The sequence below is a fragment of the Streptomyces sp. NPDC127114 genome (genome assembly GCF_042677525.1).
Lineage (GTDB): Bacteria > Actinomycetota > Actinomycetes > Streptomycetales > Streptomycetaceae > Streptomyces.
The window spans coordinates 218,391-244,347 of record NZ_JBHXTJ010000004.1; the positions used below are offsets into that span (position 1 = coordinate 218,391).

Genomic DNA, 25,957 nt, shown 5'->3' on the forward strand with positions numbered 1-25,957 from the left:
CCGGGGCCGCTGTACGGGCATGGCGCCGGCGCGCGTCCAAGCCGAAGTGAGCACGATGTGCGGCCCGGCGAGCGGAACCGCCGCTCGCCTGGAGCTCACCGGTGTAGCAAGCCTGCGCTGCGGGGCGCTCGACAGTGGAGGCCCCGTCGGCGCCTACCTGAAGGCCAGCTGACGAACGGGCAGCACTGACCGCCGCTGGCTGTACGGATCGACCCTCGACGGGCGTAGGTGACGGGGCCGTGCCCCTGCGCCCACGCGGTCGTTGGACCGGCCGGTGACAGCGCATTGTCACCGCGCAGGCGACCCGTTCCCCCGTCCGGGCCGTCTTTGCCCCGCCGGCGCCCAACAAGCTCGCCCGGGTGGCCAGCCCTCCAGAACACTCGCTGATTCGGCAGGGAGCGTCAGGTGGGTTCCCAGTCGCGCAACGCGAGGTCGGTATCGCGGACGGCATCGAGCTGCGCAGTGACCCAGAAACGGGAACCGGGGTGCATCGAGATGCCCGTGGCTGCGGTGAGGTCCCGGGTCGCGACCGACGCCAGGATCTGCCCGCGGTACCAGCCGGACAGTGCGACCAGCGTCGTCCGTGGGCCGATGCGTACGACCGTCGCCACGGTTCTGCGGCCTTCACCCATTCCACCGCCCCCTTCCATACATACTCCGTGGGGAGTGGGAGGCGATCATGGCTCACCGCTCCCGCTCCTGGCCAGAGTCGATGCAGCCAGGAGGGGGCAGCTGGCCCCCGCAGTGGCAGCTGCCCTGTCGCACTGAAGGTTGGCGCTGTGGAATAACGAGAAAACCCATGACGCTGCAGCAGATCAGGTCGGGAAGAGCTGTCAGTCCTTTCCCGCGAGGGCCTGCATCTCCCTCACGCACAGTCGCGCGAAATCGGCGGACAGTTCAACCGGGACTTCTCGTTCCTCGGCGACGGTGCACAGATGGTCGAGCACCGCGTCCAGTTCGCTGAAGTCGCCGACCGGGCGCAGCAGCCACAGCCGGCTCGCTCGACGCGGCGGGATCCCGGCGGCGGCCGGGTCCGCAGCGACGTCCCGATCCTGGTCGTCTTTTCCGCCGCCGCCGCCGCCGGGACGGGACGGCACTCGACGCCCAGCAGCTGCCGGCCGCGTCGAAGGTGGTGTCGATCTCCCAGCGGGTTGATCCTCGGGCACCCACGTCCGGGCTTTCCGCGGCCACATGAGGGCAGGAACACCCACATCGGCGTCGCCTCAGGAGCGAGAAACCAACCCCGCTCCGCCAGCTCCCTACCTTCGGGAACCGGTCCAGTTCCAGCTCACTCAGCCCCGAGCCAGGTCGACTACCTGACCGGGCAGGAGCTGCCCCGCGGACGCGGTGGGCTCCGCCCGTGCCGCTGCCCGTCGGCGGCCGTGCTGTTCTATGTGGCCCGCGGGCTGGGCATGGGTGGGCATAGGTGGTGCCCCCGGACCCGCTCGCCGGTGGGGGAGCGGTGGACCGTCGCCTCGCTGGTATTCGTCCCGTCACGTCGGTGTTCGGGGCGAACATCTGGCTTTTCGGTCCGGTCATGGCGGACGATTCATCGGGCAGTTTCGGACCGCGGGGGAGCGGTTCCTATCCAGGCCCCCCAGGAAGGACCGTCCGATGCTGGCCTGGTTCGTCCAGGCTGGCTGCCCCGATTGGTCGTCGATTGCGACCATGCGGTGGCGGAGATCGGTGATCGGGCTTGGCCAATGGGAGGCGGGATGCGAGGGCGCACGATCGGGCTGGGAGCTGCTTGTGGCATGACGGTACTGGAGGTGACCTGTCTGAGTGATCACCGCCGCTTCACCGCGCCGCGCCCCGGCCCGGTGTACGCGCTGTGGTTGCAGCGCGTCGGGGGCTTCCTCCACCGGGTCGAGGGGCGGGAATTCTACGTCGATCGGATGGGCGGGGTGGTGTTGCGCGAGGGCCAAGACCGGCAGGTGGCCCATCCGACGGGCGATATGGACCTGGGGACCGAGCTGCGGCTGCCGGAGGAACTGGCGGTTCGCTTACCGGTAGGCCACTTTATGATGACGAGGGAGTTCGATCGGGTGCATCGGGACGTGCTGGTGGCCTGTCGCCGCGGCATCGACGACTTCGAACTGGCCGACCGGCTATACGCCTTAATCAGGCTCGTCCCAGCCTCGCCCGGCAGCCGGCGCGGTGTGGCCGTCGATAGACAGCGTCGACGTGCTGTCTCTGATGCGGCCCAGGCTCTGGCCGCCGAAAGCCTTACTCTCGGACTCGACGCCCTGGCTGAACGGGTGGACTATTCCCCCCATCACCTCAGCCGTGTGTTCCGATCCGTCACCGGCATGACTCTCACCGCGTACCGCAACGAGCTTCGCGTCCGCGCCGTCCTGGAGGACCTGCACGCGGGCGAGACATCCCTGCTCGTCCTCGCGGCCCGCTACGGGTTCGCCGACCAGGCCCATCTCACCCGGGTGATGCGCCGCCACCGCGATGCCACCCCTGCTGAGATGCGCCGCTTGTCCCGCCCCTGAACACGCCTGAGTCCAGGCACCCGTGCTCGCTACCCATCAACATCACATGCCCTGGCGGGCCAGATCATCGCCGAGCTCGGCGAAACCGCGGGTTGCGGCTTCCACGTCCCACACGCGCGTCACCCTCTGATGACCCACCACCTCCGGATGAGGCCCCGCCCGGCTTCGCGTGCCAACGACGGGCCCCGCAGGGCTATCGGGACACCTGCCCAGGACGGTTCGCCGTTACCTCGACGAGACGGATGGTGTCCCACCGAGTGGTGTAGCAGCGATCTGAAGAGAGCCGAACCTTCGCATGAATGTCCAAGGCGAACCGATGCGTCGGGTTCGAGGATGGTTGGGCAGCCCCCGGTAGGCAGGTCATGGCATCGGCGAGAGGGTGAACGTGTCTGTTCAGCGGCACCCGCCCTGCGGGCAGCGCTTGGAAGAAGGCCGGAAACGCCGGCCAGGGCAAGCGGCCCCCAGGTATTCGCGCGTTCCGCGGCAGCCCTCTGAGCGAGGGCTCATTCAGCGGGGTGTGGCTCCGACTGGGAGTTACCGGTACATCCAGCGTTAACCCGTTTTCAAAGGAGACGAACGTGCGATCCATCCCCTGGCCCCGCAAGACCGCCCTGACTGGCCTGGCGCTGGCCGCCGGCGCCAGCGCCGTTTTGGCGGGCGGCTCGCCCGCGGCCGCTCAAGACACCAACTGGGTCTGCTGGGCTTCCGCCGGCAGCACAGTGGGCTGCGTCCGGGTAACGACCAGCCACACCAAGATCGAAGTGTGTGACACGGCCAAGAACAACATCGGCGTCTACGCCGAGTTCTACCTGAAGAACAACCGAAGCGGCGAGATCGCCCACGACGTTGTCAGCGACTCCAATGGAGCCGACCCCGGTTGCGGAACCTACTGGACCGAGACCGGCTGGGTGATCACCAGCTTCCGCGGCATCGAGCGCGGCACGACGAGCAGCCCCTGGATCACCGCCTGACGGCACGCCCCACACCCTTGAACCCTGGTGGGCCGTAGCCGTGCCGCGCGGATGAGCTGACCGTGGCGGGCCTTCGGCAGGATGCGAACCGCCGCGTCCCTGGCAGATGGAATGCCGGGGACGCGGCGCCAGTGCAAGAGGCTGGCCTACAGCTCGATCTGGATGGGCTCCACGTCGGTGAACTCCACGTGGCTTCGTTCACTTCATGCGGTTCTGGTCCAACTTCTGTGGTGTGCCTACTGCCTGTGACCGTTGATCTTGCTCGCGCGTCTTCCGAGATCGTCTGGAAACGGCCGGTGACGGCGGCGTTCGGGCTGATGGTTCTGGGCTGTGCGCGAGGTACTGCTCCGGCTAGAAGAGCTGCTCTTCCTGTCGGCTTCGGAGATTAGGGTCGTGTCGGTGCAGGACGACGGCGACGTGATCCGGATCGGTGTCAGATCCCGGACGGCCAAGGCTCGCTGCCCGGGCTGCGGAGGCTGGTCGGGGCGGGTGCACGGCTCCTACCTGCGGTTTCCCGCCGATCTTCCCGTGGCAGGACGGCGGGTGGTGCTGCGGCTGCGGGTCCGGCGGTTCACGTGCGAGGACGCCTCATGCGGGCGGCGGACGTTCGTCGAGCAGGTCACGGGCCTGACCCGCCGACACAGCCAGCGGACCGAACGAATGCGGTCGGCGCTGGCCGAGGTCGGCCTCGCGGTGGCCGGCCGAGCCGGCGCCCGGCTGGCCGACGTCTTCGGGGCGAGGGCCAGCCGGAACACGGTCCTGCGACTGGTCGACGCGCTCCCGGAGCCTCAGCGGCGGACCCCGCGGGTGGTCGGTGTCGACGAGTACGCGATACGCAAGGGACGTGTCTACGGGACAGTCCTGGTCGACGTTGAGACCCGCCGACCAGTTGACCTGCTGCCGGATCGCGAGGCGGGCACGGTCGCGGCCTGGCTGGCCGAACGCCCGGGGATCGAGGTCGTCTGCCGTGACCGTGCTCCGTTCTTTGCAGAAGGTGCCGGCATCGGGGCACCCACCGCCGTCCAGGTTGCCGACCGTTTCCACCTTTGGCGCAACCTTGGCGAAGCCGCCGAGCGGTGTATCTCCCGCCATCGCTCGTGCCTGCGCGCGACTACCTTCGAGACTGCCCCGGAGAGGGCAGAGGTCCAGGCACCGGCGGACGGCGGCTCGCCATGGCCCACCGGACACCGCTTCGCCGACCGCACCCGTGCCAAGCACGCCACCGTCCACGCGCTGGTGGCCGCCGGCCACAGCCGACGTTCCATCCAGCGTCAGCTCGGCATGACCTACCGCACCGTCCAACGGCTGGCGGACGCCGCGGCCCCGGAAGACCTGTTCCAGGGACAGTGGCAGAACCGCAGGACCAAGCTCGATGACTTCAAGCCGTACTTGAACGAACGGTGGGTTGAGGGCTGCACGAACGCCTGGACCCTCTGGGAAGAGATCAAGGCACACGGCTACCGCGGCGGCTATGGAGCCGTCCGTGCCTACCTACAGCCGTTTCGCACCACCCCGACCGCACCGGCAGCCCGACCACCGTCGCCGCGGACCGTCGCCGGGTGGATCCTGACCCACCCCGACACCCTGCCGGAGAACGAGCGACTCAAGCTGAAGTCAGTGCTCGCGCACTGCCCTGAACTGGACGCGCTCACCCGCCACGTCCGCGCGTTCGGGAGGATGATCACCGAGCTCCAAGGCGACCGGCTCCCGCAGTGGATCGAAGCGGTCCGCGCCGACGACCTGCCGAGTCTCCACGCCTTCGCAAACGGTCTGGAACGAGACCTTGCCGCGGTCACTGCCGGACTGACCCTGCCCTGGAGTTCGGGCGTCGTCGAGGGCCACGTCAACCGGATCAAGATGCTGAAGCGACAGATGTATGGACGCGCCGGCTTTGCGCTCCTGCGGAAGCGAGTTCTCCTCGCGTCCTGAACCTGAGCCGGTCGGCAGCTACTCCACGAGACCGAAGCCGTCGGGGAACGCCTCCAGGAATTCACGGCGGCCGGGATCTGTCTCGGCCGCCGTCATCGCCTCGATCAATTGCTGGAACTCTCCACGCTGGGAGTCCGACAGGCGATCCACCATCGCGGCGACACCCTCCAGTGCCTTCACCGCATCGTCCTGATCCAAGTGATCATCGTCCGCGCTCTCGACGAACCAAGCGAGGTCCACAAGCGCCTCCGCCAGGGCGCGGGTCAGCGACGGGTACTGCGACATGGACGATCCCCCCGAAGGCGACGGCTGCCGAACTCTCCGCGCACCCAATCACATGCGGCTGACAACACTCCCTGTCACCTCGCCACAGAAGTTGGACCAGAACCCATTCTCATCGACAAAGCCACGCGCGTACGTCGCGAATGCATGAGCATTCCATTTCCCTGTCATCTATTGCGGATTTAACTGAATCGACGCAGTGTTGCTATCGTTCATGCGCGGTCGTAGCGTCGAATAGTGGGGACAAACGCACCTCCTCAGCGTGGCAGCCTACCGATGTTGACCACGCGACCAGGCTGCACCACTCAGATACCCCCTGGAGACGGGCATGGTTGACTACAACGAACCCGTGAGAGCGACCGTAGACAACGGCACAGCGCTGTCGGGCGACAGCAAAAACTGGCATGGCGTTTTCGGTAAATCCACCGGGGGATACGGAGTCAAGGGGGAGGCTGTCGGGACCGCAGTCGCCGGAGAGAGTTCTTCCTGGTACGGCGTCTACGGGGCTACCACCGGTCAGGCGTCCAACGGTGCCGCAGGCGTGTATGCAAGCGGTGGCTCCAACGGATACGGGATCTACGCCAAGGCCTATCTTTGGGCAGGAGTCTTTGAGGGGCGCGTCAGGATCTCACCGTATGTCGAGGTACCAGGCTCCTTCATGGCCACCACCGCTGGGCAGTTCTCCGCCTTCTTCGAGAAGCCCATCAAAGTCAAGGGCGGAGTCCGAGCGTCTGGCGCATACGCGGAGATGTTTGACGTGGAGAGGGAGGTCCATCCCGGTGCTGTGCTGGTCATAGGAGACGACGGCCTTCTCGCACCGTGCACCGCGGAGTGTGACACCAGGGTGGTTGGCGTGGTGCTGGGCGACGGCGACATTCCCGGGACGGACAGCGATGGTGAAAGCGAGCTGGAAAGCGCGGAGGTGAGTTCGCATCAGGTAGCGGTCGCGCTGGCTGGCCAGGTCTACGTGGTGGTTGACGCGCAATATGGGGCGATTTCTCCGGGTGACCTGCTCACCACTTCGCCGTCGCCCGGGTGTGCAATGCAGGTGAAGGACAGGGCGCGCGCCTCAGGCGCGATCATCGGCAAGGCTCTGTCGTCGCTGGACAAGGAAACCGGGGTTGTTCGCATGCTGGTGATGGTGACTTGACGAGCCCGGTCAGACGGCTGCGCTCGCAACTGCTGCGCTAGGGGACCGGGTGCGAGTAGTTGAGGTTCAGAGTGCCTACTGTGTGGGGGCTTCGAGCTGGCGGGGCACTGCGCCGGCGCGCAGCTCGCGCAGGTCCGAGATGTGGTTGTAAAGCGTGCCCGGGGAGACGCCGAGCAGCTTGGCGATCGAGGTGATCGAGCGGCCGCGGTCGGGCAGCAGGTCGCGGGCGGCCTTGATGACTTCCTCGGTGGCGACGGTGGGGCACCTCGGGTGGCAAATTCAAGCCCAGAACATGCCCTGTACTACGTACGATCAACGGCATGACGGACAAAGAGGGCCAGTACATCCGTCAGTTGCTGTCCCTTCTGGACGGCACGCGGCGGCTCGATGCACACACCCAGGAGAACCGCGGTCAGTGGGAGGTCCAGCCCCGCAGCTCCTTGGCGGGTGACGATGCCAAGAGCCACCCTCACCAGGTGTCCCACAGCGCGTGGCATGCCCTGACGGTGGCTGTCGACCACCTGCAGTGCCTCCGCTCGTCTCTCATCACCAACCGCGGCCCGAGAAGCGCTTCCGCCCTGATCCACACCCACGCCCAGGCCTCTCTGGCACGGGGTGTTTTCGAGAACGCAGCCCGCGCGGTCTGGCTTCTGGAGCCGGCGAGCCGCCTGGAGCGCATCACCCGACGACTGGGACTGCAGGCAAAGGAGGTGGAGAGCGGGCACCGGGTGCGGGAGCTGGTCGGAGCACCGATCGTCAAGACGAAGGAGGAGCGCCTCCAGAGCCTGGAAGACCTGCTTGTCGCTGCTGGCGCTGCGCCCGCCGACGCAAGGAAGGCCCTGCGGGGCAGTAACCGCCCCTCCTACAAGCGCATCGTCCGAGCAGCAGGCCTGGAGTTGGGCATGGGCGAGGACGAGGCTGAAGTGATCTGGAGCGCATGCAGCTCGCTTGCGCACGGGGACGTCACCGGGACGCTGGCGTTCCTGGACCACCAGGTCGTGGCGTCAGATGGGAGCGTTGCCCTGGCGCAGGTCACCGGGAGCATCTCTCTGTTGTACTACGCCACGCACTTCGGGGTGAAGATGGTCGACCGAGGCTTCCGTCTGTACGAAGAGCGGGCGACGGCGCACATCTAGGTTCGAGCTTAGGATCGCTCTCACAGAAGTCGTTCGTAACGAAACTATTGAGTGTGATGCCCCCGGATCGCTGATCGTTCGGGGCATCGGTACGTCTGGCTCCAGATAATCTTTCTTCTCAAGAGCCAAGATCGACGCAGGGGAGAAGCTGTTGGAGACACCCCAGACTGACCCCATTCAGGAGATCTTCGACTTCGTCAACGACCAGCTCGACGCCGACGAGCGGGTCGCGCGCGAGGTGGGGTACGACCGGATCGAGGCCGTCGACTACCTATGGGGATCCCAGCACCTGCTCCTCCAGCAGGACCAGGGCGAGTCGAAGACGACGATCGAACTGCCCGCCGGTCTCGCCCAGCACATCGCGCGCCACGACCCGGTGCGGGTGATGAGCGAAGCCGCCTTCAAGAGGGCAGTGCTGGAGGTCTACCGGCCCCGGCCGGTAGAGCCGTCCCGCCAGGAAGGCGCCGCGGAGATCCCGCAGATGCTTCGTCTGCTCGCCGCGCCCTATGCGTCACAGCCCGGATACCAGGAACGGTGGAGGCTGTGAGCTGGGACGAAGAGGTAGTGGACGCCGAGGCCATCGGCGTTCTCCTACCGGCGCGTCGTGATCAGAGCGTCATCGCACCGGAGTTGGGAACCAAGTCGTAGGGCGTCCGACTCCACAAGGAGCGGGCGCCCTACGTCGTACTCGCCACCTGCACTGTTACCGAGCTGTCGGCCTCTGGCGTCGGCGACGCGTCGCCATGGCGAGTGATTTTCCACAGCCACCCACGTACTCACCATCAGGGATACCAATAGGAGTTATGGCCACGTGACGCCTGGTGCGTACTGGTGGTCAGCGGCATGGTGAGTGGCCTGTCGAGAGTCGGAGTGTCCACTTCCTCCGAGCTCTCCCGGGAGCCACCATGGCCCTCTCCTCGCCCCGCCGTGACCGGCGGGGCACCCGTTCTGTCGACACCGCGGACACTCCGCGTCTCCTGCGGATGCGGCGTGCCGCCCTCGTAAGGGCCGGGGTGTGGGCGGCACTCGCCGCCGGCCCGGTTGCCCTGCTGACCGGATGGTCGCGGCCCGCCCCGGCAGGGCCCACCCAGCCCGCACCTGTGGTCCGCCCGTCGACACTGTCGGCCCCGTCCGACAGCCAGGGGCCGGCCGGGTTCGCGGAGCTTTTCCTCGGCGTGTGGCTGCGCAGCGGAACCAGCGAGCAGAACCCAGCCACCCGCACGTTGAAGACGATGGCGCCCTCCGTGCGGCCGCCCGCGTGGGGTGAGAGCCCCGTTGCCGTCGACGAGATCGTCGCGGTGCGAACCGTCTCCGCAGGTGACGGCGCTTGGACCGTGACCGTCGCCGCCGACATGTCGGACACGGCGGGGGAGAAGAGCAACGAGGGTGCCGGCGTGCGGTACTTCACCGTCCCGGTCACCGTCACCGCTCAGCGCGGCACCGCCGGCGATGCGTGGGGTTTCACGGCCGGGTCGCCGAGCGAGGTCGCTGGCCCCGCTCTCGCGCGGCTGCCGGACTCCCCGTTCACGACGGCGGTGACCGAGCGGCCGCTCGCCGAGAGCGTGACGGGGTTCCTTACCGCCTACCTCGGCAGCGCGGGCGGCGCCGAGCGCTATCTCGCCCCCGGGACCGTCCTGCCGCCACTGCCGCCGACCACCTACCTCACCGTCGAGACACAGCGGGTCCTTGCCGACCGTCCGGACCGTGACCACAAGCCGAGCCAGGACGGAGCACGCATCCGGGTGCGGGCCGACGTCGTCGCGACCGACTCGGCAGGCCGACGGTGGCCGCTCACCTACGCGCTCACGCTGACCGCCCGCGCCGGCCGCTGGGAGATCGCCGCCCTCGACTCCGGTTCCTCCACCTCCACGACCGCCTCCTGAAGGAGACCACTGCCATGAACACCAGCCCCGTCGTGCTCGCCGCCGCTTTCGAGAACATCGGCAACGGCCTGTTCAGCCTCGGCGAGAACTGGTCCGAGCGGGCCCTGAAGCTCTTCCTCATCGCCATCGTCGCCATCACCGTCATCAAGAAGATGTCGATCAAGGCCGGCATCGGCGCCGTCCTCGGCCTGGCGATCTGCCTCGGCATCTACTACGCCCGCACCGACCTCGCCGACGCCTTCAAGCAGGAGATCACCGACCTGCAGTCCGCCCCCGCCGCCCACCACACCCCGCACAACGGCGACGGGGCACCCGGGCCCATCGCATGAGCACCACCACCGCGCGCACGGGCCGCAGCTACACCCTGGCACGGACCTTCCCCTGGGTGATGGGGAAGATCGGCGACTTCGTGCTGTGGCTCGGCCCCTACAACGCACCCCAGCTGATCATCCTCGGCGTCGGTGTCTTCGCACTGATCAAGACCTTCGCCTGGTGGTGGCCGGTCCTCGGACCCATTCCGCTCGGGGCCCTCGGCTTCGCCGTCTGGGCAGCCCGCGCCAGCCGGATCGGCGGACGCATGCCGCTGTGGGTCGCCTACGGACTCCTCCAGCGGGCCCTGCAGCCGGCCTCCGGACGTATCGCTGGCCGGACTGCCCGCCCGGCCGGTGCCCACGCGCTCACCGGCTCCTTCCTCATCGAGCACACGGCCCCGGGCCCGGTCCGCCCGTCGTCGCGCAGCGCCCGCCCCACCGCGCACACAACCAGGCCGTCCACCTCGCGTACCGCTTCGGGCCCGCTCCCGACCCCGCTCCAGCAACTCCTGCACACCCGACGAGAGGAGAGCCCACGATGAAGGTGCAGATCCGCCACATCGTCGACCACCTCGTGTGGTCGACCTCCGGCACTGTGTGGGCGATCTGGTCGCTCGCGCCCCACGGCTCCCGCTACATGAGCGACCGCACCCGCGACGACCTCCAAGCCCAGCTGACGACTCTGGTCCGCTCCCTGCCCGGCAGCGCGAGCATCTACGGGCTGTGCGCCAGGGTCGACCCGGCCGAGGTCGTCGCCCGCACCGTCGAAGGCGTCGACTATCACCGGCACGCGGCATGGGCCGAGGTCGCCGACGCCCAGCTGCGCCTGCTCGCCGGGGAGGACCTGGACGAGCCGGTGGAGATGCACCGCCGCACCCTGTGGCTCGCGGTCCCGCTCACTCAGGCCGGGACCAAGGCCCAGTGGTTCGCCGGCGTCGGCTCCGTGTGGTCGGAGCTGTCTGGTCTGCTCGGCCTGGCCCCGGCGCCGGTCTCCGCGCGCGAGGTCACCGAGTACCGCGAGCAGGCGGCGCGTCTGGAGGCGGAGCTCGCCGGAGCGATCCTGCTGCGCCGCGCGCTGCCCGCCGAGATCGTGTGGATGCACCAGCATGCCGTGGCGCGCGGCCTGGACGGCGAACTCCTCGGTGAGGCCGAGCAGTCTGCCCTGCGCGGCAGCCGCCTGGAGCGCGGGAAGCTCCGGTCCCCGTCGCACGCCGACCTCGGGCACGTACGCCTCCTCGAGGGCGGCACCGGCACCAGGCTGGCCAATGAGGCCGGTCTTCTGAGCCGGCAGGGCCGGGTGGCCGGTATGGTCACCCGCCGGTGGCTCCAGGTCGACTGCGAGTCCGGCACGTCCTTCCAGGCCCACCTCGCTCTCGCGGAGATCCCTCGCCACTTCACTGCGGTCGGGGCGGAGTTCTTCGCCGAATTGGACCGGCTCCCGTTCGGCGTTGACTGGGTCGTCGACATGACGCTCCTGGCGGCGGAGAAGGTCGTCGCCGCCGTCACCAAGAAGAAGCGGGACCTGGTCGACCAGGCCGAGCAGTACGCCGCCCGCCGCGCCACTGGCCTGCCCGAGGCGATGCACGATGCCGCCGACGACCTCGGTGACCTCTCCGCCCGGGCCTCGCGCACCAGCGTCGAGGTCGAAGTCCAAACCGTGACCGCGATGACCGTCTGGGGTGCGACCCCGGCGGAGTGTGACCAGCGCGCCGCCGCGCTCCAGGCACGGCTGCGCGCCGCGAACTACCGCCTGGTCCGCCCGGTCGGCGGCCAGGAGGAACTGTTCACCCTCGGCCTGCCGGCCACCGCGACGCCGCCGGCCGTGCGCCAGTACGTCCAGCACCAGCTGGGGGAGGACTGGGCGATGCACCAGGCGCTCACGGGCCAGTCGTTCGGCGACCCGACCGGGGCGATGGTCGGCTTCTCCCAGGACATCGGCACCGCCCACCCGGTCCTGCTCGACATCGCCGACGCCCCCGCGAAGAACGCCTCCGCCTCCCTCGGCCTCGCCGGCGACCTGGGCGGCGGCAAGTCCACCCTCCTCAAACTCTTCGCCGGCAGCATCGTCGACCGCGGCGGCAGGGTCATCGCGATCGACCGCACCAAGAGCCGCGAATGGGCCCGCTACGCACGCGCCGCAGCCGAGGGCCGATGCCAGGTCGTCGACGCCGCGAGCGCCGAGCTGTCCATCGACCCCCTGCGCGTCTTCGCCGATCCGGCCGTCGGCGCCCGCTACGCGCTCAGCTACCTGACCGTGCAGCTCGGCGTCGGCCCGATGACCGAACACGGCGCGCTGCTGAAGAGCGCTGTCAAGCAGGCCGCGTCCTCGGTCACCCCGTGCATGGCCGGCGTGCTCACCGCCCTTGAGGAGATGGCCCAGGAGGACAGCCCGCGCGGGCAGCGCGCCGATGCCCTGGCGGAGTGGCTGCGGGTTGCCGCCGACGAGCCGCTTGCGGCGTCCGTGTTCGACCCTGCCCTGCCGCCGCTCGACCTGCTGTCCGCTGTCTCCTCGGACTTCGTCGTTATCACCACGACCGGGCTGACCCTGCCGCCCAGAGAGGCGGCCACGAACCCGGAGCTGATGCGCGGCCAGCCGCTGGAGGCACTGATCGGCCGGGCCGTGCTCTACCTGATCGCAGCGATTGCCCGCGAGACCGCGTTCACCGACCCGCGCTTCACCTTCCTGCCGCTGGACGAGGCCTACTGGCTCACCTCCTCCGCCGAGGGCCAGGCGCTGATCGACGAGATCGTCTACGACGGACGCAAGCACGGCGCCGGTACCGGCCTTGGGTGTCACGACGTCGACGAACTCGGCACCTCCACCACCCGCGGCCTGCTCGCCTACCGCTTCCTCGGCCGCACCGCCGACCCCGTGCTCGCCGCGCGTGGCCTGGACTGGCTCGGTCTGGACGGCACGGACGAGGACCTGGTCCGCGTGGTCACCACCGACCTGTCCCCGTTCGGCAAGACCGAGCGGGCCGGCGAGTTCCTCGCCCGCGACCCGCGCATGGCGATCGGCCGCTTCAAGGTCCTCGTCCCCGACGTCGACCGGATCCTCGCCGGCATCTTCACCACCCCCGCCTCCACCACGACTTCCGAGCCCGCGACAGCAGGGAGCACACGATGAGCCACACCTTCGCCCGCCCGCGCTCGGAACGCGCTGCCCGGTGGCTCACCGCAATCCTGCTCGTGGCCGCTGTGTTCGGTGCCGTCATCGCGGTCAACACGGCCCTTCCCAGCGCGTGGTGGCCCCGCACCGGACAGGCCTTCGCCATTGAGCCGACGACCCCTCTCGACCCCGCGCAGGAGGAGGCGTGCGACCTGATCGTCGGCCCCGCGCACGCCTTCTGCCTCCAGGCCGGCCGCCCAGACACCGTCCGCGCCGCCCCGCCGGCCCCGGCACCCGCCGCCGCGGACAGCTCCCACATGCTCGCGGCCGGATCGCTAGCCCTGGTTCTGGCCGTCCTGGCCGCCCTGGCCGGCGTCGGCACTGGGCGCCGGAGGGCTCGATGAACCGCACCATCTGCCGATTCCTCACCGTTGCCTCGATGGCCGTCCTCGTCTGGGCGGCCGGCGCGGGCGACGCCTTCGCCGCAGCGAGCACCAGTGGTGGTGAGGGCGGGATCCTGGGGCCGCTGAACGTTCCCTCGTCCGAAGGCGTCCCGCTCGACCGCTACGAACTCGACCCAATGCCCTCAGGCGCCGACTTCCCCGACCCGGCCGGCGCCGCGACCGGCACCGTGATGGAGATGGACGACTTCGGCGACCAGGTCCGCCGGTTCCTCGGCAGCGGCATGTTCGCCTTCGCCCGTACGACCACCGGCTTCTCGAGCTGGCTGATCGACTGGGTCTACCGCTTTCCCGTCATCGACAAGCTCACCGGCCCCGCGCAGACCCTCTCCGACGCCTACGAGCGCCAGATCATCGGCCCCCTCGGGCTCGCCGGGCTCTGCCTGGCGTGGGCGTTCGTCTTCGGCCTGGTCCTCGTCATGCGCGGCCGCGTCGCCCGCGGCGCCGGTGAAATCCTCCTCACCCTCCTCATCGCCGGCATCGCCGCCACCACCGCCGTCCAGCCGGCCGTCCTCCTCGGCTACGACGGACCCGTCCAGCAAGCCCAGCGCGCCGCCCTCGAAGCCGCCACCATCACCGCCCACTCCGGCAACCCCACGCCATCGGCATCCAGCCCGTGCGACAGCATCGCCGGCCCCGCCCGCACCCTCTGCCTGCAAAACCAGGCCAAGACCAGCCCCGGCACGCCGGCGAAGCCCGACCAGACGAAGCAGTGCGCGGGCGTGGCCGGCCCCGCCCGCGACACGTGCCTGACCGGCGAGCGGCCGCTGAACGCCGCGGACGTGTCCAAGCCGATCAGCGACACCCTCACCGACACCCTCGTCGTCAAGCCCTACATGCTCCTGCAGTACGGGCAGGTCATCGACAAGAACAGCCCCCTGTACGCGGTGCACCTGAAGTCCGTCACCCCGCCCGCCCCGCCCTCGGAGAAGGCGCGGGAGGAGTGCCGGCTCATCAAGGGCCCCGCCTACGACTACTGCCTGGCCAAGGACGCGACCTGGACCAACCGGGCCGAGGAGTTCAAGAAGCTCGGGCCCGACGGCGAGGCGGTCTTCGCCTACATGCGCACCAACGAGTGGGACAAGGTCATCGGCGCCTTCCTCGTCCTGGTCGCCGCGATCATCCTCGCGCTCGTCGTCGTCCTGCTCGCCGTCGCCCTGATCACCGCCCAGTTCGGATGCGTCATCGCCGCTGTCGGCACCGTCGTCGTCTTCGCCCTCGCCCTCCTGCCCGGCCCCGGCCGCGGCGTGCTGTGGAGGTGGTGCGGTTACCTGGCCGGCTCGATGCTCGTCCTGTTCGCCGTCGCCGTGTTCATCCCGCTGTTCGGCGTCGGAGCCCGCGCTGTCCTCGCCGACAGCGACAGCTCGCTGATCGAACGCCTCGTCGTCCTCGACTCCCTCGCTGTCACCGCGATCGTCCTGCAGCGCCGCATCATCCAGGGCAGCCGGGCCTTCGGGCAGCGCTTCGCCCAGCGCATGCGCTACGCCAAGGTCGGCGGCAGCCACATGATGGGGGAGAGCGCCGCGCAGACCGCGGCCGCGTTCTCCGCCCTCGGCTACGGGACCGGCACCGCAGGCGGCGTGCTCCCCGCACACGCGGCCCTGCTCGGTCGCTCCGGCTCGTTCGCCTCCGAAGCCCTCACCGAAGGCCGACGGGCCCTCGCCCCGCTCGCGCTCGGCGCCCGCGCCGCCAACACCCTGCTCATCGGGCCGCCGCGCCAGCCCGTCCAGCCCGACCTGGTCGGCCCCGACGGCCTGGTCCTGGCCCCCGACCACGCGGGCCGCGGCCCCCAGGGCCGTCGCTCCACGACCGCTGGGCTCGTGCCGGCAGGAAGCCGTCTCGAGGCCTCGCTCAAGCGCACCCGCGTCGGACGCGTGCTGGTTGGCACCACCAAAGCCGCGTTCTACTCGAGCGTCGGCGCCCCCGCCACCTTCACGCGCCTGCGCCGCTTCAACACCGCCGCCTCCCAAGACCTCCACCACGAACTCGGCCGCCAGCGCGCCCACTACGGCCGCGTTGCCGACCGGTGGTTCGACGACACCGCCGCCGCGTTCGGCGCCGGCCCGGCCGCGGCCGCCCCGGCACCGGGCGAGCAGCGGCGCTCATACGGGGCCACCGCCACCCATGCCCCGCCGCGCCGCCGTAGGCGTCGCGCTCACGGGCCGACCGCCACAAGCCCGGCCACCGCGCCTGCGGCACAGGGCGAGGACGAGCCGCCGCGTTCCTGGCGCCGGACCTGGCGGGACAACCACGGCCCGACCGGCGGCATCGAGCGCGCGGGGGAGGGCGAATGAGGCGGCGTGGACTCGGATGCGGCGCCGTGCTCCTGGCCGCGCTCGTGCTTCCCGTGGTGCTCCTGGCGGTCGCCGCCGCACAGAACACCCAGCCCAGGGCGCCGGCGATGCAGACGGTCGGGCAGGTCGCCGGGATCCCGCAACGGATGCTCGCCGCCTATCACAACGCCGCCAGCCGCTTGCCCCGCGAGGTCCCGTCCTGCCGCGGCCTGACCTGGGCCGTGCTCGCCGGGATCGCCCGCATCGAGTCGAATCACGCCACCGGCCGCACCATCAGCCCCCAAGGGGACATCGCCCCGCGCATCCTCGGACCCCTCCTCGACGGATCCGGCACCGGCGGCAACACCACCGCCTTCCCCGACACCGACCACGGGCGCTTCGACGGCACCGCGACCGCCGAACGCGCCGTCGGCCCCTTCCAGTTCCTGCCCTCCACCTGGACCACGACCGGCCGCGACGGAAACGACGACCAGGCAGTCGATCCCCACAACGCCGACGACGCCGCGCTCGGCGCCGCCGTCTACCTCTGCGGCCGTGACCGCAACCTCACCGACCGCACTCAGCTCAGGGCCGCGATCTACCAGTACAACCACTCCGATGCCTACGTGAGCGACGTCCTGGGCTGGATCGACCGCTACAGCCAGCTCGCCACCGGTCAGATCCCCATCGGGCAGGGTGCCACCGGCACTGCCCGCACCGTCATCGACGCCGCCCTCGCGCGCACCGGCACCCCGTACTCCTGGGGCGGGGGCAACGCCCAAGGACCGAGCACCGGCATCTGCTGCTCACCGAGCGGAAAGAGCGGCACCCAGATCGTCGGATTCGACTGCTCCGGTCTCACCCTCTACGCCTACGCACAGGCCGGCATCCACCTGCCCCGCACCGCAGCCCAGCAGGCCGGAGCCGGCAACCGCATCCCCGCCACGGCAGGCGTCGGCGCCCTCAAGCCCGGCGACCTCGTCTTCTTCGCCTACGACCCCACCAGCGACTCCACGATTCACCACGTCGGCATTTACCTCGGAAACAACCAGATGATCAACGCCCCCCGCCCAGGAACCCTCGTCCGCACCGAACCCCTCTGGGACCACGGGTTCGCGGGAGGGACCCGGCTGCTGTGACCGGCCACCCCGCCCTGTGCCGGCGCCTCCTGCTCACTGGCGTGCTGCTCCTAGTCGCGGGGATCGCCATCCTCACCCACGGCCGCCAGGAAGAGGCCACCACCACCGCGGCCCCAGACGAACACCCCGCTACCAGCACCTCCCTCGTCCCCCGCACCCCAGCCGGCATGACGCCAGCTAGCCAGCCGCCCGCGACGGGACCCGCCGCGACCGTCACCCGCGCGCTGGCACCCGGCCCGGCCGACACCGAGCCCGAGCTACCGCCGAGCGGTCTGCCGCTGTCGGGCGAGGGCCCCGCAGGCGACCCGGTCATCCAGAAAGTCCTCGACGACTCGTTGCCCGCCGACCTTCCCGCACCCACCGCCCGCCGACTGGTCGCCCTCGCCGTGCGCATCTGGCTCGCCGAGACCACCGGCGCCGGCCGCGAACAATGGCCGACGTACTTCACCGACCGGACACTGCGCGCCCCGTACCGCGACGTCCGTGTGCAGGCCGCGATCGCCCGCCGCGGCGACGGCCCCGGCGAGCGTGCCACGGTCCGGCTGGTGTGGGCCGGAACCAGCGCCTCGGGGGAGACCCAGGACGGTCGTCCCGCCACCGTCATGCTCGAACAGCGCGGGGAAGAGTGGGTGCCGGTCCGATGACTGACCACGGAAATTGCCGGCCGCCTGGAAGACGCTGTGCCGAAATCGCCGGATTCATTGCGGTACCGGCCCGCATAGTCCGTCAAGTTCGCTTACCGGCTGTGTAGTTCGAGCCAGTTGAGCGTAACCTTGTGAACCGACCTTGCGGTTTGTTTCTGTAGCGGCGAGCGCGGTACGCGCAGGTGAGACCGGTCGGCCGCATATGCCCAGGAGGAACTCGATGCAGCGCACGACTACTTCGAAACACCTGCGAAAGGCCGCAGTTGTTGCCGCTGCCGTAGTGATGGCAACCGGCTGCACGACGAATGAGCCGACCTCTTCCAAGCCGCCGGCCACGGTTTCGGCCACGCCTACGCCCGCGACGGCCTCGCACACTCCGGAGAACCCGGAGGAGTCGGCCAAGAAGCAGGCCGTCGACACCTACCTTTCTCATTGGAAGGAGGTGGAGAAGCGCTACGCCGATAAGACGGGCAAGGCAGGTGACCTGAAGCAGTACGCAGCCTCCGCTGCTCTGTCGCAGGTAGAGACCGACAGCGCGAACATGCGGAAGAAGAACGTGCTCATCCTCGGCACGGTCTCCGTGGACAACCCGACCGCTGTGAGCGTGGACATCAACCGCAAGGTCCCGAACGTCGTCATCTCCAGCTGCATGGACATTTCCCACTGGCGAGTCGTCGACGCGGAGACCCAGAAGCCGGTCTCCCTCCCCAAGGAACGGCTCCTTCGGTACGTCATCAAGGCCACTGTCGAGAAGTGGCCCGAAGGCTGGCGCGTCATCCGTGACGAGCCGCAGGGCAAGAAGTGCTGACGCGTCGACGCGCGGCGGCCGCGGCCGTCCTCGTCCTCGGCGCTGCGACGCTTGCCGCCGTCCCCGCCTCCGCGGACACCCCCGGAGGCGGAACGGGCGATACGAAGTGCGGCCCCTTCATCTGTCAGGTGGAGGTTGACGTGCCGGGATCGACGGGCGGTAGCGGCGGCCCATCCGGCTCGGGCGGTAGCTCGGGTGGCGGTGGTGAGAAGCCCGCCACGCAGCGTGTGTGCACGTACAAGAAGCTGGACCCGCAGCCGCCGGCCGACAGCCTGGACTGGGAGGGGCACAAGCCCGGCGACGGCGCCGTATACACGGAGAGCTGCACTACCGACGGCGGATTGTTCACGGTCACCAGGAACGTCTGGGCGGCCACGCCGCCCGGCCCGGCCGCTGTCGATCCGGCAGTTCTGGCACAACAGGCCGTGGATCAAATGGTGCTGCGCGGCCCGCAGATCGGGATCACCCCGAAGCCCGGCGGGATGGGCCTGGTCGGCATGCCCGTCTACCTGTGGACCGAGACCGGTCCAGAGACGTACGGCCCGAACGTCGCCTCGGCGTCCGCCGGCGGCATCACGGTCACCGCGACGGCGAAGGTCGCGCGGATCGCGTGGCAGATGGGCGACGGGAAGACCGTCACCTGCACCACCCCTGGGACGCCCTACAAGGCGTCGTTCGGTGCCCGGCCTTCGCCGGACTGCGGCTACCGCTACACGAAGGCGTCCACCGAGGGCTCGTACCACGTGGTCGCGACGTCGACCTGGGCGATCGACTGGCAGGCCTCGTCCGGGCAGGGCGGGCAGCTGACCCAGACCCGGCAGAGCTCGGTCGACATCCGTGTGGGCGAGCTCCAGGCCGTTGGCAGCTGAATCCCTGCGTCGCATTCATGAGGAAAGGCGAGAAGAGCGTGAGTAAGACGGCTGTTCCGGCCGGTGCGGGCTCGGTGCCCGCGCAGGCGGCGCCCCCGCAGATCCCCAGCGCTACGGCCGGGTTTAGGGCCCGCAGGCGGCGCCCCGGCATGTACGCGCTCGCCGTGGCGCTGATCGCCGCCGGCGGCAGCGGCGGGTTCCTCGCCTTTCAGGCGACGGGGGAGCGGACCCCGGTCCTTGCCGTGGCCAAGTCCGTCCAGGCCGGCGACGTCATCAAGGACGCCGACCTGATCGAGGCCCAAGTGCAGCTCGACCCGGCCCTCAAGCCGGTCCTGGCATCCGACCGCGACGAGATCGTCGGCAAGCGGGCCGCGGTCGCCCTGACCCCGGGCTCGATGCTGACCCAGGGCCAGGTCACCACCCGCACCCTGGTCAAGCCGGGGGAGCGGCTCGTCGGCATCGGGCTGAAGGCCAGCCAGATGCCGGCGACCCGCCTGTCCCCGGGAGACAAGGTGCTCGTGGTCGCCACGCCTGCCGACGGGCAGACCACTGTTGCCGGTAAGGACGGCGAACGCCCGGAGCCGCAGCAGATCGCCGCCCGGATCGTGCGCGTGGGGGAGAAGCAGGCCTCGACCGGCGACACGGTCGTCGACGTCGCGGTCCCCTCCCAGTTCGGTCCCGCACTCGCCGCGCAGGCCGCGACCGGGAACGTCGCCCTGGTCGTCGACGCCCCCGGAGAGTCCTGATGGCCGTGATCACCCTGGTCGGGCTGCCCGGTGCCCCCGGCGCGACGACCAGCGCCCTTGCGCTGTTGCGGACCTGGCCCCTGGAACCAGGCCGGCGCATGGTGCTCGCCGAGTGCGACCCGGACGGCGGGGCGGTCCTGCCCGGCGCTTTCCAGGGCGAAGTCGGAGCCGAATGGGGACTGCGGAATCTGGCCCTGTCCTCCCGGACCCAGGACCTCGTCACCGCGTTCTGGCCGCAGCTGATCGCCGTGGAGAACGACGAACGCCGCAGCGAGCGCAACCGGCTCCTGCTGCCCGGCCTGACCTCCATCGACCAGGCCCCCAGCCTCACGCCCGTATGGGGGCAGCTCGCCGACCTGTTCGCCGGCATCGAGCAGCACGGCCACGACGTCATCGTCGACCTCGGGCGCGCGGGCGCCTTCGGCCCGGCAGGCGTCCTCGCCCTGCGCGCCGACCTGGTCCTCGTCGTCGTCCGCGGAACCATCCGCAGCCTCCACGCCGCCAACTCGAGGATCAAGGCCCTGCGCACGCTGATGGACGGCGAGACCGGCCGCGGTGCGGGAGCGCTCGGCCTGCTCCTCATCCGGCAGGGGCCCAACGGTCCCCGCGAGGTCGAGAGCGAGCTCGGAGTGCGTGTCGTGGCGAGCCTGCCGTACCGGCCGGACGAGGCCGCGGTGCTGTCCGACGGCGCCCCCGAGGGCGGCAAGTTCATGACGTCGAAGCTGATGGCCGCCGCTCGTGACGCGACCACGCCGATCCGCCAGCACATCGCCACCCGCCGGGCCCGGCTGGCCTCCCCGCTCCAGCAGCGTCTGCAGGGAGGTGTCCCCGGTGCGCGCTGACCCCCTGCACCCCGCTCCCGTCCCGCACAGCACGCCGACCGCGCAGCCGATGCCGCCCCGCCCGGCGGGACCTCCCGCTCAAGACCCGCGTCGCACGGCCCGCGCCGGCAACTCGGTCCTGGCCGCCTACGAGGCCGGCCGGGCCGCCGCGCCGCGCGTCCGGGTCGACGCGAAGGCTGCCGGCGAGCTCAAGCGGCAGGTCAACAACCAGCTGCTGGCCGAGGCGAAGACGAATCCGTCGCTCGTGGGTAAGGTCCGTGAGCAGCGGGCCCGTGCCCTGATCAGCGAGCGCGTCGCCGTCTGGGGAGATGCCGCGCGGCAGACGCGCGTCGTCACCCCGGCAGAGGAAGACCAGCTGGCCGCGCTCGTCTTCGACATGCTCTTCCGCTCCGGCCGTCTCCAGCGCTACCTCGACGACCCGCGCATCGAGGACATCTACATCAACGGGCACGACCGGGTGTTCCTGAAGTACGCCGGCGACGGTGACCCGGTTCCCGCCGAACCGGTCGCCGAGTCCGAGGAAGAGCTCCAGGAGCTCGTGCGCGACCTGATCCGCAATTCCGGGCAGTCCGGCCGGACCTTCTCCACCGCGAGTCCCGACGCCGCGATCCGCCTGCCCGACGGCTCCCGCCTGCAGGCCCTGCACCCCGAGATCACCGGCGAAGGCACCTTCGTCACGATCCGCCGCCACGGCCTGCAACACGCCACTCTTGAGGACCTCGTCCAGGCCGGCACCATGGATGCCACGATCGCCGCCCTGCTGCGCGCCTGCGTGAAGGCCCGCCGCAACGTGATCGTCGTCGGCGAGCAGTCCTCCGGCAAGACCACCCTGATGCGCGCCCTGCTGCGCGAAATCCCGCAGCATGAGCGGTTCGGCACGATCGAGACCGAGTTCGAGCTGTGGGCGCACAAGAACGGCTACCACACCCAGGTCGTGCCGATGGAGGCCCGCGAGTCCAACGGCGAACGCGTCAACGGCCAGACGACCGGCGAGATCACCCTGCTCGACCTGATGTACCGGGCCAAGCGCATGAGCCTCAAGCGCGTGGTCGTCGGAGAGGTCCGCGGCCCGGAGATCACCGCGATGATGCAGGCCCTGACCAGCGACCGGCCCGGCAGCATGTGCACGATGCACGCCTCCGAGCCGCACGTCGTCTTCGACCGCATCGCCGAGCTGTACCTGCTGGCCCGCGGCAACTTCTCCGAGCAGCTCGCCTACCGGCAGATCGCCAACGGCCTGCACTTCGTCGTCTTCATGTCCGTCGACGACACCGGCCGACGCCTCGTCTCCCACATCCTGGAGATCACGGGCATCGGCGAGATGGGCCGCCCCGCCTACAACGAGATCTTCCGCCCCGCCTCCGAAACCGACCTGCGGCCGGTGCCCGCCGCCCCGCTCTCGGCGCGCTCGCGCCGGCGCCTGGAGGCAGCAGGGTTCCCCGCGCACGTGCTGGACCAGCAGCCGGCCTGGGGAGTGGGTGCGTGATGGGGGCTCTCTGGTGGACGCTGTGCGGCTCGCTTGTCGCCGGCGGCGTGCTCGCCGCGATCGTCGCCACGATCGGGACGACCGCCCCCAAGGCCGCGGGGCCGGCCGCGCGCCTGCGCACGGCGTGGTCCGGTGGCCCCGGTACCCAAACGCAGGCCGCCCGGCGCCGCGCCCTACTCACCTCCGCCGGGGTCGTCTTCGTCGTGGTGTGGTTCGCCTCCGGCGCGTTCGTCGCCGCGCTGCTGCTGGGCGCGGGCGTCATCGGCGTCCCGTGGCTGCTCACCCCGACCGCCGGCGGCAAGGCACGCATCACCAAGCTGGAGGCGCTCGCGGACTGGACCCAGCGTCTGTCGGAGATCCTGCGCCTCGGCTTCGCCCTGGAGCAGGCGCTGATCACCAGCCGCAAGAACCCGCCGCCGGCGATCGGCACCGAGGTCGCCGAACTCGCCGACAAGATCAAGGCTGGCTGGCAGAGCGCGGACGCGCTGCGCGACTTCGCCGACCGCCTCGACGACGTCACCGCCGACAAGGCCTGCGCGGCCCTGATCCTGTGTGCCGTCGACCCCGGCCCCGGTCTCGCTCAGGTCCTTGAGGACACCGCCGCCCAGCTGCGCGAGGAAGTCTCCGCCCGCCGCAAGATCGAAGCCGACCGTGCCAAGTCCCGCACTGCGGTGCGGACCATGACCCTCATCTGCGCCGGCCTCGTCCTGGCCGGCTTCCTCATCCCCTACACCGCCCCCTACACCACGCTTTTGGGCCAGATGGTTCTCGCGCTGCTCGGGGTCGCGTTCGCCGCCGTGCTGTGGTGGACCCGTCGCCTCGCCAGCCACCAGCCCGTGCCCCGCTTCCTGATCAACGACCCGCGCAGCCGCGTCAAGCAGCCCGACACGGTGGGGGAGAGGCCATGAGTCAGACCGCGCTGATTGTGTGCGGCGCCGCCATCGGCGCCGGAGCGGCCCTCCTGGCCGGCGAACTGCTGCCCTCCGCACCGCGCCTCGGCCCTGCCCTGCGGCGCCTGGACCCGCCCGCTTCCCGCCCGGGACAGCAACCTGCCCGGCAGCCTGCCCTCGGTGGTGCGTGGGCCGGACGTCTCGCCGAGCGTATGCCTGGCCGGCTGCCGCGGGCCGACCTTGACCTGCTCGCCCAGAGCCCGGAGCAGTTCGTCACCAACAAGGTCGCCCTGGCCCTGCTCGGACTGCTCGTGCCGCTCGTCCCCGCGCTCGGCTGGGTGCTCATGGGCCTCAGCGTGCCGCTCTACCTGCCTGCGGTCGCCGGTGTCCTGCTCGCGCCCGTGCTGTGGTTCGTGCCTGACTGGGCGGTCAAGTCTGAGGCGGCCAAGGCGCGCACCGAGTTCGCGCACGCGGCCGGCGCCTGGATGGACCTCGTCGCCACCCGCATGGCCTCCAACGTCGCCGCCGACCAGGCCCTCGAAGACGCCGCCCGCATCGGGCAAGGGTGGGCCTTCGCCCGCATCCAGGAAGCCCTCCTGCGCGCCCGGACGGAGAAGTCCTCGCCCTGGCAGGCCCTCGACGACCTCGGCGTCCAGCTGAACCTGCAGGTCCTCACCGACGTCGCCGACATCATGCGCCTGTCCTCCGACGACGGCGCCTCCGTCTACGACACCCTGCGAAACCGCGCGAAGAGCCTCACGGGCGAGCTGCTCACCGCGGAGGCGGCCCGCGCCAACGCCGACAGCGAGAAGCTCCACACCCCAGCAGCACTGCTGGCCGTCATCGCCATGATCGCCATGGCGTTCCCGGCCGTCCTCAACATCTTCTCCATCTGACTGAACCGCCCCGGGCTCCGCCCGGCCGACCGGAAGGATCCCCTCGTGAAGAGCCCGCTCCTCTACGCCCAGGCCGCACTCACCGTCACTGCCGCCGCCCTTCGCGCCCGCCTCGAGTCCGCGGCGCAGCAGGTCAAGGACGACGGTGACCGCGGCGACAGCCCCATCTCCACCGTCGTCATCATCGTCGCGGCCGTCGCCGGAGCCCTCCTCATCGCCGGCGGACTGGCCGCCGCCTACGGCCGGGCCAACGGCAAGCTCAACGGCATCCTCGGCGGCTGACGCCCGGATACCTGGACGCCACCATGCCCCCGCTCAGCCGTCTGATGCCCGCGCCGAACGACCGGGATCGAGGATCCGCCCCCTTGCAGGTGGCGATCATCTTCCCGGTCGTCATCCTGCTCATCTTCGCGATCGTGCAGGGCTTCACCATCGCCTGGGCCCACAACGCCGTCGCCACCGCAGCCCGCGAAGGCGTCGCCGCAGGGCGCATGTACGAGGCGAGCCCGCAGGACGGCGCTGCCAAGGCCCGCCAGGCAGCCGCCGACCTCGGGGGCAACCTCCTCACTGACGTCCATGTCTCCACCACCGGCAGCTCCACCGACCGGTTGCGCATCCGCGTCGAAGGGCAGGCCGTCTCCCTCGTGCCCGGACTCGCCGGAATCACCGTGACCTCCACCGCGTCGGGCCCCGTCGAAAAGTGGACCGTTCCGGGAGGCGACTGATGCTCGGCCGTTGGAAGGCCGCGCTGCGACGCGGCGATCAGGGAGATGCGGCGATCGAGGCTGTCATCGTTGTCCCGCTGCTCCTGGCGCTCGCCCTGGTTGTCATTGCCGGCGCCCGCCTGTCGCTGGCCGGGCAGAAGACAGACGCAGCCGCGCAGGCCGCCGCCCGCGCCGCCTCCCTCGAACGCGACCCCGCCGCTGGGCAAGCCGCCGCTCAGGCCGCGGCCGCCGACGTCCTCGCCCACCAGGACCAGCCCTGCACCTCCACCCGTGTGCGCGCTACGACCAGCGGACTGGGTGCGCAGCTCGGCCAGGTCTCCTCCGTCACCGTCACCGTCTCGTGCACCGTCCCCCTCGGCGACCTGCTTCTGCTCGGCGGAGGCCCCGGCGTTCGCACCGTCTCCTCCTCCTTCACCTCCATCGTCGACGCCTACCGGGGACGCGGATGACCACGAAGAACCGTTCGCTCCGCCGCCACCTCGCGCGCCGTCTCGACCGCGCCGACGACCACGGCGGCATCGCCCCCTTCGTCGCCATCGTCACCGTCCCGCTCCTGCTGCTCGGCGGTCTCCTCGCCATCGACGCCTTCGGCGTCAGCCGCGCCCATGAACGCACCGACGCCGTCGCCACCGAAGCCGCCCGCGCCGCCGCCCAGGCCATCGACCCCGCACGAGCGGTCACCGGCGAAGCCGTCGTCGCCGACCCCGCCAAGGCCGCTGCGGCCGCGCGCGCCTACCTCCAGCGCGCAGGCGCCGACGGCACCGTCACCGTCACCGACGCGGGCCACCGGATCACCATCCGCGCGACCGGCACGTACACCGGCGTGTTCGTTCCCAAGACCTGGACCGTGAGCGCCACCAGCTCCGCCACCCTCCTCCACGGCATCAACCAACCCGAGAAGGACTGACC

General features: G+C 70.3%; 29 protein-coding genes. 25 read left to right on the forward strand and 4 right to left on the reverse strand.

The window, feature by feature from the left end; all coding sequences use genetic code 11:
• Window positions 1-401: 401 nt before the first annotated feature.
• On the reverse strand, window positions 402-632 hold the full coding sequence (locus ACFVGS_RS06525) for a hypothetical protein (protein ID WP_385690999.1): 231 nt from the start codon (window positions 630-632) through the stop codon (window positions 402-404).
• Between the two features lie 201 nt (window positions 633-833).
• Entirely contained in the window at window positions 834-1,097 is a 264-nt protein-coding gene (locus tag ACFVGS_RS06530; protein ID WP_385691001.1) for a hypothetical protein, read from the reverse strand.
• A gap of 657 nt (window positions 1,098-1,754) precedes the next feature.
• Here ACFVGS_RS06530 and ACFVGS_RS06535 point away from each other — a divergent pair.
• The 3 genes from ACFVGS_RS06535 (at window position 1,755) to ACFVGS_RS06545 (ending at window position 5,398) form a co-directional block, all read left to right on the forward strand.
• Window positions 1,755-2,498 carry a helix-turn-helix domain-containing protein gene (locus ACFVGS_RS06535; protein WP_385691003.1) on the forward strand — a complete coding sequence of 248 codons (744 nt, stop codon included), beginning with the start codon at window positions 1,755-1,757 and terminating at the stop codon, window positions 2,496-2,498.
• A gap of 578 nt (window positions 2,499-3,076) precedes the next feature.
• A complete protein-coding gene (locus ACFVGS_RS06540; protein ID WP_385691005.1) occupies window positions 3,077-3,469 on the forward strand; it encodes a hypothetical protein in 393 nt (130 codons plus the stop codon).
• A gap of 330 nt (window positions 3,470-3,799) precedes the next feature.
• Entirely contained in the window at window positions 3,800-5,398 is a 1,599-nt protein-coding gene (locus ACFVGS_RS06545) for an ISL3 family transposase (protein ID WP_385691007.1), read from the forward strand.
• A gap of 18 nt (window positions 5,399-5,416) precedes the next feature.
• Here ACFVGS_RS06545 and ACFVGS_RS06550 read toward each other — a convergent pair whose 3' ends face one another.
• Window positions 5,417-5,683 (reverse strand): hypothetical protein, encoded by a 267-nt coding sequence (locus ACFVGS_RS06550; protein ID WP_385691010.1) that lies wholly within the window; start codon window positions 5,681-5,683, stop codon window positions 5,417-5,419.
• A gap of 325 nt (window positions 5,684-6,008) precedes the next feature.
• Here ACFVGS_RS06550 and ACFVGS_RS06555 point away from each other — a divergent pair, with 325 nt between their 5' ends.
• Window positions 6,009-6,830, forward strand: coding sequence for a hypothetical protein (locus ACFVGS_RS06555; protein WP_385691012.1), 822 nt, complete (start codon window positions 6,009-6,011; stop codon window positions 6,828-6,830).
• Window positions 6,831-6,905: 75 nt separating this feature from the next.
• Here the strand turns inward: ACFVGS_RS06555 and ACFVGS_RS06560 are convergent, their stop codons facing one another.
• Complete coding sequence (locus ACFVGS_RS06560; RefSeq protein ID WP_385691146.1) at window positions 6,906-7,109, reverse strand: helix-turn-helix domain-containing protein; 204 nt, start codon at window positions 7,107-7,109, stop codon at window positions 6,906-6,908.
• Between the two features lie 41 nt (window positions 7,110-7,150).
• Here ACFVGS_RS06560 and ACFVGS_RS06565 point away from each other — a divergent pair, with 41 nt between their 5' ends.
• The 21 genes from ACFVGS_RS06565 to ACFVGS_RS06665 all read left to right on the forward strand — a co-directional run bounded on the left by ACFVGS_RS06565 (window position 7,151) and on the right by ACFVGS_RS06665 (window position 25,955).
• Window positions 7,151-7,966, forward strand: coding sequence for a hypothetical protein (locus ACFVGS_RS06565; protein WP_385691014.1), 816 nt, complete (start codon window positions 7,151-7,153; stop codon window positions 7,964-7,966).
• A gap of 151 nt (window positions 7,967-8,117) precedes the next feature.
• Complete coding sequence (locus tag ACFVGS_RS06570; protein ID WP_385691016.1) at window positions 8,118-8,513, forward strand: DUF6221 family protein; 396 nt, start codon at window positions 8,118-8,120, stop codon at window positions 8,511-8,513.
• Between the two features lie 358 nt (window positions 8,514-8,871).
• Window positions 8,872-9,849, forward strand: coding sequence for a conjugal transfer protein (locus ACFVGS_RS06575; protein ID WP_385691019.1), 978 nt, complete (start codon window positions 8,872-8,874; stop codon window positions 9,847-9,849).
• A gap of 14 nt (window positions 9,850-9,863) precedes the next feature.
• A complete protein-coding gene (locus ACFVGS_RS06580) occupies window positions 9,864-10,178 on the forward strand; it encodes a hypothetical protein (protein WP_385691021.1) in 315 nt (104 codons plus the stop codon).
• On the forward strand, window positions 10,175-10,702 hold the full coding sequence (locus ACFVGS_RS06585) for a hypothetical protein (RefSeq protein ID WP_385691024.1): 528 nt from the start codon (window positions 10,175-10,177) through the stop codon (window positions 10,700-10,702). The genes ACFVGS_RS06580 and ACFVGS_RS06585 overlap by 4 nt, the downstream gene beginning before the upstream one ends.
• The gene (locus ACFVGS_RS06590; protein ID WP_385691026.1) at window positions 10,699-13,287 is read left to right on the forward strand and encodes an ATP-binding protein; all 2,589 of its coding nucleotides are present in this window, start codon (window positions 10,699-10,701) and stop codon (window positions 13,285-13,287) included. Before ACFVGS_RS06585 ends, ACFVGS_RS06590 begins: the two co-directional genes overlap by 4 nt.
• Window positions 13,284-13,673, forward strand: coding sequence for a hypothetical protein (locus tag ACFVGS_RS06595; protein WP_385691029.1), 390 nt, complete (start codon window positions 13,284-13,286; stop codon window positions 13,671-13,673). Before ACFVGS_RS06590 ends, ACFVGS_RS06595 begins: the two co-directional genes overlap by 4 nt.
• On the forward strand, window positions 13,670-16,024 hold the full coding sequence (locus ACFVGS_RS06600) for a hypothetical protein (protein ID WP_385691032.1): 2,355 nt from the start codon (window positions 13,670-13,672) through the stop codon (window positions 16,022-16,024). The genes ACFVGS_RS06595 and ACFVGS_RS06600 overlap by 4 nt, the downstream gene beginning before the upstream one ends.
• The gene (locus ACFVGS_RS06605; protein WP_385691034.1) at window positions 16,021-17,142 is read left to right on the forward strand and encodes a C40 family peptidase; all 1,122 of its coding nucleotides are present in this window, start codon (window positions 16,021-16,023) and stop codon (window positions 17,140-17,142) included. Before ACFVGS_RS06600 ends, ACFVGS_RS06605 begins: the two co-directional genes overlap by 4 nt.
• Window positions 17,139-17,786 (forward strand): hypothetical protein, encoded by a 648-nt coding sequence (locus ACFVGS_RS06610; RefSeq protein ID WP_385691037.1) that lies wholly within the window; start codon window positions 17,139-17,141, stop codon window positions 17,784-17,786. Before ACFVGS_RS06605 ends, ACFVGS_RS06610 begins: the two co-directional genes overlap by 4 nt.
• Window positions 17,787-18,006: 220 nt before the next feature.
• Window positions 18,007-18,594, forward strand: a complete 588-nt coding sequence (locus ACFVGS_RS06615; protein ID WP_385691039.1) for a hypothetical protein — start codon at window positions 18,007-18,009, stop codon at window positions 18,592-18,594.
• A gap of 227 nt (window positions 18,595-18,821) precedes the next feature.
• Window positions 18,822-19,463 (forward strand): ATP/GTP-binding protein, encoded by a 642-nt coding sequence (locus ACFVGS_RS06620; RefSeq protein WP_385691042.1) that lies wholly within the window; start codon window positions 18,822-18,824, stop codon window positions 19,461-19,463.
• A gap of 38 nt (window positions 19,464-19,501) precedes the next feature.
• Window positions 19,502-20,209 (forward strand): SAF domain-containing protein, encoded by a 708-nt coding sequence (locus ACFVGS_RS06625; RefSeq protein ID WP_385691045.1) that lies wholly within the window; start codon window positions 19,502-19,504, stop codon window positions 20,207-20,209.
• Window positions 20,209-21,051: a hypothetical protein gene (locus ACFVGS_RS06630; RefSeq protein ID WP_385691047.1), complete on the forward strand. Its 843-nt coding sequence runs from the start codon at window positions 20,209-20,211 to the stop codon at window positions 21,049-21,051. Before ACFVGS_RS06625 ends, ACFVGS_RS06630 begins: the two co-directional genes overlap by 1 nt.
• On the forward strand, window positions 21,041-22,537 hold the full coding sequence (locus tag ACFVGS_RS06635; protein ID WP_385691050.1) for a CpaF family protein: 1,497 nt from the start codon (window positions 21,041-21,043) through the stop codon (window positions 22,535-22,537). The genes ACFVGS_RS06630 and ACFVGS_RS06635 overlap by 11 nt, the downstream gene beginning before the upstream one ends.
• Window positions 22,537-23,445, forward strand: coding sequence for a type II secretion system F family protein (locus tag ACFVGS_RS06640; protein ID WP_385691149.1), 909 nt, complete (start codon window positions 22,537-22,539; stop codon window positions 23,443-23,445). The genes ACFVGS_RS06635 and ACFVGS_RS06640 overlap by 1 nt, the downstream gene beginning before the upstream one ends.
• Window positions 23,442-24,323 carry a type II secretion system F family protein gene (locus ACFVGS_RS06645; RefSeq protein ID WP_385691053.1) on the forward strand — a complete coding sequence of 294 codons (882 nt, stop codon included), beginning with the start codon at window positions 23,442-23,444 and terminating at the stop codon, window positions 24,321-24,323. Before ACFVGS_RS06640 ends, ACFVGS_RS06645 begins: the two co-directional genes overlap by 4 nt.
• A gap of 45 nt (window positions 24,324-24,368) precedes the next feature.
• Window positions 24,369-24,605, forward strand: a complete 237-nt coding sequence (locus tag ACFVGS_RS06650) for a hypothetical protein (protein WP_385691056.1) — start codon at window positions 24,369-24,371, stop codon at window positions 24,603-24,605.
• An 83-nt stretch (window positions 24,606-24,688) separates the two neighbouring features.
• On the forward strand, window positions 24,689-25,048 hold the full coding sequence (locus ACFVGS_RS06655; RefSeq protein WP_385691059.1) for a TadE family protein: 360 nt from the start codon (window positions 24,689-24,691) through the stop codon (window positions 25,046-25,048).
• Complete coding sequence (locus ACFVGS_RS06660) at window positions 25,048-25,497, forward strand: TadE/TadG family type IV pilus assembly protein (RefSeq protein WP_385691062.1); 450 nt, start codon at window positions 25,048-25,050, stop codon at window positions 25,495-25,497. The genes ACFVGS_RS06655 and ACFVGS_RS06660 overlap by 1 nt, the downstream gene beginning before the upstream one ends.
• Entirely contained in the window at window positions 25,494-25,955 is a 462-nt protein-coding gene (locus ACFVGS_RS06665) for a pilus assembly protein TadG-related protein (RefSeq protein WP_385691064.1), read from the forward strand. Before ACFVGS_RS06660 ends, ACFVGS_RS06665 begins: the two co-directional genes overlap by 4 nt.
• Window positions 25,956-25,957: the final 2 nt, after the last annotated feature.